This is a genomic window from Aeromonas sp. D3, assembly GCF_027705025.1.
Lineage (GTDB): Bacteria > Pseudomonadota > Gammaproteobacteria > Enterobacterales > Aeromonadaceae > Aeromonas > Aeromonas salmonicida.
In genome coordinates this window covers 24240-35054 of record NZ_JAPDBE010000045.1, presented here as the reverse complement: position 1 = coordinate 35054, position 10815 = coordinate 24240, and the positions used below count along the sequence as shown (strand labels likewise).

14 protein-coding genes are annotated in these 10815 nt (G+C 55.8%); 6 read left to right on the top strand and 8 right to left on the bottom strand.

Going from position 1 to position 10815, the window contains the following annotated elements; translation table 11 throughout:
- Window positions 1–97: 97 nt before the first annotated feature.
- From OKC28_RS19795 to zapE, 8 genes are all read right to left on the bottom strand, one after another.
- Entirely contained in the window at window positions 98–523 is a 426-nt protein-coding gene (locus OKC28_RS19795; RefSeq protein ID WP_017412546.1) for a ClpXP protease specificity-enhancing factor, read from the bottom strand.
- Window positions 520–1149: a stringent starvation protein SspA gene (sspA, locus tag OKC28_RS19790; RefSeq protein ID WP_005314352.1), complete on the bottom strand. Its 630-nt coding sequence runs from the start codon at window positions 1147–1149 to the stop codon at window positions 520–522. The genes OKC28_RS19795 and sspA overlap by 4 nt, the downstream gene beginning before the upstream one ends.
- A gap of 87 nt (window positions 1150–1236) precedes the next feature.
- On the bottom strand, window positions 1237–1971 hold the full coding sequence (locus OKC28_RS19785) for a cytochrome c1 (RefSeq protein WP_099994500.1): 735 nt from the start codon (window positions 1969–1971) through the stop codon (window positions 1237–1239).
- Window positions 1968–3185 (bottom strand): cytochrome b, encoded by a 1218-nt coding sequence (locus OKC28_RS19780; RefSeq protein ID WP_256686004.1) that lies wholly within the window; start codon window positions 3183–3185, stop codon window positions 1968–1970. The genes OKC28_RS19785 and OKC28_RS19780 overlap by 4 nt, the downstream gene beginning before the upstream one ends.
- Before the next feature lie 2 nt (window positions 3186–3187).
- Complete coding sequence (petA, locus tag OKC28_RS19775) at window positions 3188–3781, bottom strand: ubiquinol-cytochrome c reductase iron-sulfur subunit (RefSeq protein WP_005314362.1); 594 nt, start codon at window positions 3779–3781, stop codon at window positions 3188–3190.
- A gap of 295 nt (window positions 3782–4076) precedes the next feature.
- Window positions 4077–4469: a 30S ribosomal protein S9 gene (rpsI, locus tag OKC28_RS19770; protein WP_005314365.1), complete on the bottom strand. Its 393-nt coding sequence runs from the start codon at window positions 4467–4469 to the stop codon at window positions 4077–4079.
- A gap of 15 nt (window positions 4470–4484) precedes the next feature.
- Complete coding sequence (gene rplM, locus OKC28_RS19765) at window positions 4485–4913, bottom strand: 50S ribosomal protein L13 (protein WP_005314367.1); 429 nt, start codon at window positions 4911–4913, stop codon at window positions 4485–4487.
- A gap of 266 nt (window positions 4914–5179) precedes the next feature.
- Window positions 5180–6274: a cell division protein ZapE gene (gene zapE / locus OKC28_RS19760; protein ID WP_212540787.1), complete on the bottom strand. Its 1095-nt coding sequence runs from the start codon at window positions 6272–6274 to the stop codon at window positions 5180–5182.
- A 140-nt stretch (window positions 6275–6414) separates the two neighbouring features.
- On the opposite strand from zapE, the gene OKC28_RS19755 reads away from it, so the two are divergent.
- The 6 genes from OKC28_RS19755 to OKC28_RS19730 all read left to right on the top strand — a co-directional run bounded on the left by OKC28_RS19755 (window position 6415) and on the right by OKC28_RS19730 (window position 10813).
- The gene (locus OKC28_RS19755) at window positions 6415–6795 is read left to right on the top strand and encodes a YhcB family protein (RefSeq protein WP_256686009.1); all 381 of its coding nucleotides are present in this window, start codon (window positions 6415–6417) and stop codon (window positions 6793–6795) included.
- An 81-nt stretch (window positions 6796–6876) separates the two neighbouring features.
- Window positions 6877–8238, top strand: a complete 1362-nt coding sequence (locus OKC28_RS19750; protein WP_256686011.1) for a Do family serine endopeptidase — start codon at window positions 6877–6879, stop codon at window positions 8236–8238.
- A gap of 89 nt (window positions 8239–8327) precedes the next feature.
- Window positions 8328–9458 (top strand): outer membrane-stress sensor serine endopeptidase DegS, encoded by a 1131-nt coding sequence (gene degS / locus OKC28_RS19745; protein ID WP_021140221.1) that lies wholly within the window; start codon window positions 8328–8330, stop codon window positions 9456–9458.
- Window positions 9459–9774: 316 nt separating this feature from the next.
- The gene (locus OKC28_RS19740; protein ID WP_021140220.1) at window positions 9775–10134 is read left to right on the top strand and encodes a transcriptional regulator; all 360 of its coding nucleotides are present in this window, start codon (window positions 9775–9777) and stop codon (window positions 10132–10134) included.
- 17 nt (window positions 10135–10151) lie between these two features.
- Window positions 10152–10517, top strand: coding sequence for an SFCGS family glycine-rich protein (locus OKC28_RS19735; protein ID WP_021140219.1), 366 nt, complete (start codon window positions 10152–10154; stop codon window positions 10515–10517).
- Window positions 10517–10813 carry a DUF4312 family protein gene (locus OKC28_RS19730; RefSeq protein WP_021140218.1) on the top strand — a complete coding sequence of 99 codons (297 nt, stop codon included), beginning with the start codon at window positions 10517–10519 and terminating at the stop codon, window positions 10811–10813. Before OKC28_RS19735 ends, OKC28_RS19730 begins: the two co-directional genes overlap by 1 nt.
- Window positions 10814–10815: the final 2 nt, after the last annotated feature.

The following is a 10815-nucleotide window of genomic DNA, read 5'->3' as shown; positions in this document are numbered from 1 at the left end:
AAGCCAAGGCCACAGAAATACAGTGTAAAAAAAGCCAATAAAAACAATGCCAGTCAGGCTTAACTGACTGGCATTACAGCCAGTTGGCTGCGTTTTTTTATTTGATGACTTTCAGCGTCGGCCGACCGGTCGGCCGTGGTGGTTCCGGCTCAGGCTCCACCGGTGCTTCGGCCTGCTCCAGCCAGAGGTCGTAACCTGGCTCGGGCGGGAACAGGGTACCCACGCCGTTTTCCCTGGCATGAATTGCCAATATGGCAGCCATAGGGATATAAACCTGCTGGGAGACACCGCCAAAACGGGCACTGAAGCTGACCGCTTCATTGTCCATGTGGAACTGCCCCACAGCACGCGGCGCTATGTTCAGCACTATCTGTCCATCCTGAACAAACTGCATCGGCACCATCACATGGGGGATATTGACGTTGACCACCAGATGCGGTGTCAGCTCGTTATCCAGCAACCAGTCAAAGAACGCCCGTAACAGATACGGGCGACTGGGTGTCATTGTTGGTTCCATGCTCATACGCCAGCGCGGATCTCACGTTCAGCTTCAGTCAATGAAGCCTGGAAGGATTCACGCTCGAACAGACGAACCATATAGGCTTTCAGCTCTTTGGCACCACGACCGGCGAAATCGATCCCCAGACTGGGCAGACGCCACAACAGCGGTGCCATGTAGCAATCGACCAGGCCGAACTCTTCGCTCATGAAATACGGCATTTCACCGAATATAGGCGCGATGGCCAGCAAGTTGTCACGCAATTCGGCACGCGCCGCATCGACATCGGTACCTGCCATGATCTTGTCGGCCAAGGAGTACCAGTCCAGCTCGATGCGATGCATCATCAGGCGGCTGTTACCACGGGCAACCGGGTAAACCGGCATCAGGGGCGGGTGCGGGAAGCGCTCGTCTAGATACTCCATGATGATGCGTGAGGTGTACAGTGCCAGCTCACGATCGACCAGAGTCGGTACAGTGTTGTACGGGTTCAGCTCGGCCAGCTCATCTGGCAAGTTGCTTGGGTCAACCTGGCAAATATCTACGCTAACACCCTTCTCCGCCAGGACAATACGCACCTGATGGCTGAACATATCGTTGGCACCGGAAAACAGCGTCATTACCGAACGCTTATTGGCAGCTACAGCCATTGAACCCTCCCGTCATTAAAAAGCAGAAACGGCAATGAAGCATCTTGGTCTTCATTGCCGTGCATTATATTACCCGGATCTGGTCGCTTAGTGAACGTCGCGCCAGAATTCCTTCTTCAACAGCACAGTGAAGATGAAGAAGATTACGATGAATCCAAGTACCCAGAAGCCCATGCGTTCGCGCTCCTGTTGTACCGGCTCAGCCGAGTAGACCAAGAAGTTTACCAGATCCAGTACCGTCTGATCATACTCTTCGTTATTCATTTCACCGTTGCCGTCAGATTTGACACTGACAACCTGCTGTACGTCCACCCCATCCACAGTGTGGGTCGCAAACTCGGCACGGGGCGTGCCTTGCAGCGGCTCCAGCACGTGAGGCATGCCCACGGACGGAAAAACAGCGTTGTTCACGCCAAACGGACGAGTCTCATCCACATAGAAAGAGCGCAGATAGGTATAAACCCAGTCAGCCCCGCGCACCCTCGCTACCAGCGTCAGATCGGGAGGTGGAGCACCAAACCACTTGGCCGCATCCTTCTCCGACATGGCGATTTTCATCAGATCGCCGATTTTGGCTCCCGTGAAGATAAGATTTTCCCTCATCAGCTCATCAGGAATCTCCAGGTCTTGCGCAACGCGGTTGTAGCGCTGGTACTGGGTAGAGTGACAACCGGCACAGTAGTTCATGAAAGTCGTGGCACCACGCTGCAGAGACGCCTTGTCACTCAGGTCATAGTCGGCCTTGTCCAGCGGGAAAGTACCGCCTGCAGCAAGCGCCAGGCTAGGCAGCAGGGCCAGCACTGCAAATATTATTCTTTTCATTTGAATGTCACCCTCTCCGGCAGCGGCTTGGTACGCTCATTCTTGCTGTAGAAGAACAGCAGGACAAAGAACCCGAAATACCCCAGCGAGCAGAACTGGGCAACCAGGGTCAAGGTCGGGGTCGATGGCAAGACGCCGAGGATACCGAGAATGACGAAGCAGACCACGAACTGGGCGATATTCAACTTGTGCAGCGTGCTGCGATAGCGAACGGAGCGCACCTTGCAACGATCCAGCCAGGGCAGCAGGAACAGCACTACGATGGAGAGGCCCATCATGATGACACCCAGCAACTTGTCAGGTACCGCACGCAAAATGGCGTAGAAGGGAGTGAAGTACCACACGGGCGCAATGTGCTCGGGCGTTTTCAGACCATTGGCCACTTCAAAGTTCGGCTTCTCGAGGAAGTAGCCCCACATATCCGGCTTGAAGAAGATGATGGCGCAGAACAGGAACAGGAAACCCGCCACACCGATCATGTCCTTGACGGTGAAGTAAGGGTGGAAAGCCACCGCATCCAGCGGCCAGCCGTTGGCATCCTTGTGCTTCTTGATGTCGATGCCGTCAGGGTTGTTGGAGCCCACTTCGTGCAGCGCCAATATGTGCATGGCGACCAGCATCACCAGCACCAGCGGCAGCGCGATGACATGCAGCGCGAAGAAGCGGTTCAGGGTCGCCCCCGAGATGACATAGTCACCACGGATCCACAGGGTCAGATCCTCTCCGATCACCGGAATGGCACCAAACAACGAGATGATGACCTGAGCCCCCCAGAATGACATCTGGCCCCAGGGCAGCAGATATCCCATGAAGGCTTCCGCCATCAGCACCAGGAAGATCAGCATGCCGAAGATCCAGAGCAACTCACGCGGCTTCTGATAAGAGCCATAGATCATGCCGCGGAACATGTGCAGATACACAACGACAAAGAACGCAGAGGCCCCGGTGGAGTGCATGTAGCGCAGCAGCCAGCCGTAGTCCACATCCCGCATTATGTATTCGACTGAGGCAAAGGCACCCTCAGCGGAGGGGTTGTAGTTCATGGTCAGCCAGATGCCGGTGATGATCTGATTGACCAGTACCAACATGGCCAGCGAGCCAAAGAAGTACCAGAAATTCAGGTTCTTTGGTGCCGGGTACTTGGCCATATGGTCGTTGTACATGGCAGTGAGCGGAAAGCGATAGTCAATCCAGCCCATCAGTTTGGAAAACATGGTCAGGCCTCCTTGCCATCATCGGCACCGACCAGGATGGTGGTGTCGCTAAGATATTGGTACGGCGGAATGACCAGGTTCAAGGGTGCAGGCACCCCCTGGAACACTCGACCAGCCATGTCGAACTTGGAGCCATGGCACGGGCAGAAGAATCCGGAGGTCACGCCTTGAACCTGCTCACCGAAGTTATCCGGCAGGTAGGAAGGAGAGCATCCCAGATGGGTACAAATGCCGACCGCAACAAAGATTTCGGGTTTGATGGATCTATAGCCGTTATGGGCATAATCCGGCTGCTGTGGTTCGTCAGATGCGGGATCCCGCAGCTGGCCATCGTGAGCCGCCAGTGCATCCAGCGTCTGCTTGGTGCGTTTCACCACCCAGACCGGTTTGCCTCGCCACTCAACACGGATGAGCTGGCCTGGTTCCAACTTACTGATATCCACTTCTACCGGAGCGCCCGCCGCTTTGGCCTTGGCACTCGGGTTCCATGACTTTATAAACGGCACTGCGGTAAAAGCAGCTCCTACCCCACCAACGGCAACCGTTGACCAGGTAAGAAATCTGCGGCGACCGGTATCAACTGGCGCATTGCTCATCCAAAAACTCTCCCATGTGGACTCCGCACATTCTTATTGTGTCCCTGTTCCCCTTTCTTCCGTGACAACAGCGGCGGAAGCGGAGTTACAATTGTCACAGAAAAACCGAGGGAATTTTAAAGAAAAGATAACAACTTGACAAGAAAGACCAGCGAAGGGCAAAAACAATAAATATACATTTTTTTGTCTTTTGTGACGTGGTGTTAGCATTGGCGTAGGTAATATTACCAATAAAAAAAGCCTGGCACATGGCCAGGCTTTTTTGACACTCGTGAGAGTGAGTACAAAAAGCGAATTAACGCTTGGAGTACTGCGGACGCTTACGAGCTTTGTGCAGACCGACTTTCTTACGCTCAACCTTACGGGCATCGCGAGTAACAAAGCCTGCTTTACGCAGTTCGGCGCGCAGGGTTTCATCGTACTGCATCAGAGCACGAGTGATACCGTGACGGATCGCACCAGCTTGACCGGAGATGCCACCACCATTAACGGTGATGTACAGATCCAGTTTCTCGGTCATCTCAACCAGTTCCAGCGGCTGACGAACTACCATGCGGGCAGTCGGACGGCCAAAGTACTGCTCCAAGGAGCGCTGGTTGATTACGATTTTACCGCTACCCGCTTTGATAAACACGCGAGCAGTGGAGCTTTTGCGACGGCCGGTACCGTAGTATTGATTTTCTGCCATGTTGCCAGTTCCCGATTAGATATCCAGTACTTGAGGTTGCTGAGCAGCATGAGCATGCTCGGCGCCTGCGTAAACTTTCAGTTTACGGAACATGGCACGGCCCAGAGGACCCTTCGGCAGCATACCTTTGACAGCAGCTTCGATTACCATTTCCGGCTTACGCTTGATCAGCTTGTCGAAGCTGATTGACTTGATACCACCCGGGAAACCGGAGTGAGAATGGTAGATTTTATCGGTAAATTTCTTACCGGTTACATGTACCTTCTCAGCGTTTACAACGATGATGTAATCACCGGTGTCAACGTGCGGAGTATATTCAGCTTTGTGCTTACCACGCAGACGAGAAGCGATCTCGGTTGCGATACGACCCAGGGTTTTACCCTCTGCGTCCACAATGTACCAGTCACGTTTTACGGTTTCTGGCTTGGCAACGAAAGTTTTCATTAAGTTAAACCCAATTACCTGTTACAGACCCAATTGCTTATGGGGGCTCTCCCACAAACAACAAACGATGGCCTACCTGTACCCCTTCGAATACAAGTAAAGCTTAAAGTGTCGCTGTCTTATCGACAGCTGTAACGTGGGCCGGGCGATTATAAGTGAAGTTGCCTTAAATATCACCTGCTAATTTCACTGCCATGAAGCTAGCAAATGTCGCCCGGCCCTACCTGCCGCAGATGCCCATCCGACTGGCAGGCGCGGTATTGTGACTAAGGAAGGTGCACTCTGGCAAGGTATTCGTGCGATTGCATTTCCTGAAGCCGTGAAAGACAACGTTTGAATTCGAAATTCAACAGCCCGTTCCCGTAGAGTTCTGTCATGGGGACAGCCGCCGACATGATGAGTTTGACGTGCCGTTCATAGAACTCGTCCACCATGGCGATGAAGCGACGAGCCGCATCATCCGTGCCCGCCCCCATGGGTTGCACATTGGCAAGCAGCACAGTATGAAACAGGCGGGCCAGCTCTATATAGTCGCCCTGTGAGCGAGGAGTACAGCAAAGTTGCTCGAACTCCATGTACAGCACACCTTCCCCCATTCCCAGCGACGTCAATTGACGATGATTGATCTCGACACTGCCAGCGCTGACCTGCTCCAGACCCGTTAACTGTTGGAAATATCGGTCCAGATTGGATTTTGCCTGCTGATCCAGCGGAAAGTGATATATCTCTGCCTGCTCCAGGGTACGCAAGCGATAGTCGATGCCACCATCCACGTTAAGTACCTCGCAATGACGCTCGATGAGCTCGATTGCTGGCAGAAAACGGGCTCGTTGCAGACCATTGCGATAAAGGTCCTGTGGCGGGATGTTGGAGGTCGCCACCAGCACAACGCCATGACCAAACAGCTCCTGGAACAGGGTGCCAAGCAGCATGGCATCCGTGATGTCGGAGACAAAAAACTCATCGAAACAGATGACATCTGTCTCGCTGGCGAGCTTGCTGGCGATGAGCTTGAGCGGATCGGCCTGGCCGGTCAGCCCCTTGAGTTCGTCGTGCACCCTGTGCATGAAACGGTGGAAGTGGATACGCAGTTTTCGCGTCCCCGGCAGGCTCTCGAAAAAAGTATCCATCAGCCAGGTCTTGCCTCTGCCCACTCCGCCCCACATATATAGTCCGAGGACAGGCTCCTTGGCCTTGGGCTTTTGCAACCAGCCCAACAGGCCGCGGGATCTGGTCGGAGTCGGGCTTTGGCACAAATCCTGATAGAGTCGCTGCAGACGGGTCACGGCCATCGCCTGGGCCGGGTCGGCCACAAAGCCGGGGCGCTGCAAATCCTGCTGATATTTTTGCTGCGGGGTCATCCTGTCAACCGCCTCCAAGTCCCTGAATGAAGGACAAAATGGTATCACGCTCTCGGGGTGCACGGTATAGTGCCATCAAGGCGTAGCGGCCATCCAGGCCGCCTCAACACACATTGATTTAGCTGTAACAAGGAGCATCTATGAGTCTGTTAAACGGGATCCTGCTGGCTGTCGCCGCCTTGATTATCGGTATCATCATCGGCCGCTTCACGGTGCGCAGCCGGGATGCCGGACGTCTGGAACAAGAGCTGAAAAAAGCGCACACGGAGCTGGAAAGCTACCAGGGCCAGATCAACACCCACTTTGCCGACAGCGCAGCTCTGATGGAGCAGCTTGCCGAGCAGTATCAGACCCTCTATCGCCACATGGCTGAGCAGAGCAAATTCCTGGCCAAGGCACAGGAACCGCTGTTCCGTGAAGCACTGCTTGAAGAAAGTGCCGATATACCGGCCAATGAAGAACCGGGCATTCCGCCCCGTGACTATGCCGGCGCCTCCGGTCTGCTCAAGCAGTCCAGTTAGTTCCCCGCGGAACTAATTGCGCTGTGTTGTGGTCAGACCTTGACGATTGCATTGCAACTTTTTCTGGGAGCTGTTTTTCATATGCGTAAACCTCTTTCTGTGCTCAGTGTGCTAGCCCTCAGTGTCGGTATCGCCATGTCTGCGGCCCCTGTGCAGGCTGCACTGCCCTCTTTGCTGGCGAACAATCAGGAGATGCCAAGCCTGGCGCCGGTTCTCGAACAGGTCACGCCTGCCGTGGTCAATATCTCCGTCTCTGGCAAGAAAATCACTCGCCAGCGTCTACCTGAACAATTCCGCTTCTTCTTCGGCCCCAACATGCCTGATGAGCAGGTGAGCGAGCAGCCCTTCCAGGCGCTGGGCTCCGGCGTCATCATAGATGCCAAGAAGGGCTACGTGATCACCAACGCCCACGTCGTGCACGAGGCAGACGAGATCAAGGTCAACCTGAAAGATGGTCGTGAATATGCGGCCAAGAAGATAGGCGAAGACAAACAGTCCGATATCGCCCTGCTGCAAATCAAGGCCGAGGATCTGGTGCAGATCAAATTTGCCGATTCAGACGAACTGAGGGTCGGCGACTATGCACTGGCCATCGGCAACCCGTTTGGCCTGGGCCAGACAGTCACCTCCGGCATCGTCAGCGCCCTGGGACGCAGTGGCCTCAACATCGAAAATCTGGAAAACTTCATCCAGACCGATGCGGCCATCAACTCCGGCAACTCCGGCGGCGCCCTGCTCAACCTGCGTGGTGAGCTGATCGGCATCAATACCGCCATTTTGGGCCCCAACGGTGGCAACATAGGTATCGGCTTTGCCATTCCGTCCAACATGGTGCGTGACCTGTCTGAGCAGATCGTCAAGTACGGTGAAGTTCGCCGGGGCCAGCTGGGGATTATAGGGGATGAGCTGACCTCAGAGATCGCCAAGGCCTTCGGTTACAACAAGAAGAACGGCGCTTTTGTCAAACAGGTGATGCCTGACTCCGCCGCCGCCAAGGCCGGCATCAAAGCTGGTGACATCATCGTCAGCATCGACGGCAAGCCCACCCGCTCGTTTGGCGAACTACGTGCCAAGATAGCGACCATGGGTGCCGACAAGCAGGTCGCCCTGGGCCTCATCCGCGACGGCAAAGAAGAAACCGTCAAAGTCATGCTGAAGAAGGCCGATGACAGCGAGATCCTGGCCAGCGTCCTGCACCCTGCACTGGAAGGGGCCAAGCTCAGCACCACCTCGGAGCCGGTGACAGGTGTGGCTGTCTCCGATATAGCGGCTCGCTCCCCTGCTGCGGCCTCCGGTCTGCAGAAAGGCGACATCATCATTGGCGTCAACCGCTTGCGAGTAAACTCGCTGGCCGAGCTGACCAAGGCATTGAAAAACAAGCCGGATGTGCTGGCGCTGAACATACAGCGCGGAGAGTCTTCTCTCTATCTGGTGATCCGTTAATAACCTCACACCCGCGGCCCTCGCCGCGGGTGATTTTTATCCACCGATAGTGTTATTCTCTGCCCGCTGCATGTACGGATGAGAATGACATGAAAATCCCACCTTTGATCAGTTACTTGGGCAAGTCTGTCGGCTTCGGTCTCACCGTTGCGGCTCTCCTGTTGCTGCTGTTTCCCGATTTCCGTGGAGGTGCCCAACTCCCCGGCATCATCACCAATGCCCGTGAACTGAGCTTCTCTTACGCTGCTCATAGAGCTGGCCCTGCCGTCGTCAACATCTACACCCGCAGTTTCTCCCGCAATCAGGGCAACCAGGCTGAACTCAGACCCCAGGGGCTGGGCTCGGGTGTTATCATGAATCAGCGCGGCCATGTGCTGACCAACTATCACGTCATCGCCGATGCGGACCAAATCATAGTCGCACTGCAGGATGGGCGGGTGTTCAGTGCCGAGCTGGTCGGAACCGATCAGTTAACCGATCTGGCGGTGCTCTACATAGAATCGGACAACCTGCCAGTGATCCCTCAGGATCCCGACAGGCAGCCGGATGTGGGGGACGTTGTGCTCGCCATCGGCAACCCTTACAACGTCGGCCAGACCATCACTCAGGGCATCATCAGTGCGACCGGTCGCCTTGGCCTCTCCAGCATGGGACCGGACGGCAACGGGCGGCAGGACCTGCTTCAAACCGATGCGGCTATCAACGAAGGCAACTCGGGAGGCGCCCTGGTCAATGGCCGCGGCGATCTGGTGGGCATCAACACCGCCGCCTATCACCTCAACGGCAATCAGGAGAGCTACGGCATCAGCTTCGCCATCCCTTACCGGTTGGCCAAACGGATCATGGATGAGCTGATCACCAACGGCCGTGTCATTCGCGGCTACCTCGGCATCTCCAGCGTTGAACTCAACCCTATAGTGGCGCGCATGATGAACCTCGGTGATTTGCGCGGACTGGTAATCGAGAGTCTGGATCCTGACGGCCCGGCTACCAAGGGCGGTCTGAAGCGGGGGGATGTGCTGCTCAAGATCAATGGGGAAGCGCTCAGCGGCGTGCGCTCCGCCATGGACAAGATTGTCGAGAGTCGTCCCGGCACCAAACTCACCATATCGGTGTTTCGTGATGGCAAGCCGCTGGAAGTGGAGGTCACCATAGAGGAAGACCTGCGCTACCAGCAGAGCAAGGCCAATACGAATGTCAGTGGCGCTACCGCCAGCTGACCCTCTTGTCTCTTCATATCACAAGGGCGGGTAACCGCCCTTTGTCATTTCTGCGGATCCTCGCTCCCCTCATACGTGAGACGACTCACAGTTTCAGCCTGTGCGACTCTGGGGCTATCTGCCAGAGAAGTGCGTCATCGATCACACTAATCCAGCCCCGATAAGCTCCCTTTCCCCTGCTGGTACACAAAAATGGGCCTTTTAAGCCGCTTCGCACGGGAATTTCCGCTTCGAATCGGAAAAACGCTGCCTCCTCTGCACGCCCCTGCAGGCTTAGGGTAACTCCATACCTTCTGCCAGCCTTGGAGAGCAGACATTGCACACAGAGACCCATGACCAGAACCTGACCCCGGACAGCCCGGCGTTGCTGCACCAGACCGACCTGATCCTGGCACGCATCCACACCCTGCTAGGCGATCAGGGCATACGTCCCAACGAGGTGCAAAAGCAGATGCTGGCCTCCCATGTCAAAGCCATGGTGTGGCGTTCCCATAGCGGGGAATCCCTGCCGGAGGTCGATCTCAGCCTGTTTGACGAGATCTCCCCCCTTTCCCTGCGCCTGGCCGAACAGGTCGTCGCCTGGCTGGACAAGCTGGCCTATGAAGAGGCTCACCTCTTGTCCGTCCATTTCGAAGTCGCCAAAGAAAATGAACTCAGCTCAGTGCTGAATCAATAACAAAAGGAGATATCCAGATGTCAGCCATCAAACTCGTGATTGGAGATCGTCTCGGCAAGGGTCAGAAAGTGGGGGCAGGGGCAGAAGCCGCCGGCGCCAGCGTGACCGTGATACCCGGCATGGCCGCCGATATGAAGCTCGGTGATGTGATGAACAAGGAGCAGGCGGATCTCGGCATCTCCTTCTGCGGTAGCGGTGGCGCCGGTGCCATCACGGCCCAGACCAAGTATGGCTACAAGTGCCGTTACGGCATGCGCTCCGTCGAGGAGGGTGTCACCGCCATCAATGACGGCTGCGTGGTGCTGGGTTTTGGTTTCATGGACAAGGAAGAGCTTGGCCAGAAGCTGGTAGAAGCCTTCGTCAAGAAGCACGGACGCGCCTGATGAAAGAGGACTTCACCACCCAGATCATCGTCAACGGCAAGGGGGCGACCCGCCAGCAGGCGTTCGCCGCCGCCCTCAGCCAGGTGCAGCACACTCTGCTCAAGGACAACCCGCGCGTCATGCTGCGGATCGAACCGGTCGAGGTGCAGGTGCTCAAGGCCGAGGAGTCGGTCCGGGTGGAGAAGTTCCTGTTCTTCTTCCTGCCGCGCCAGCGCCGTGAATTCCGCGTCCAGCTGGAGATCACGGTCAAGGTCACCAGCCTGGACGCCGACAAGGTGACGTTCACCCTGGTGTGATG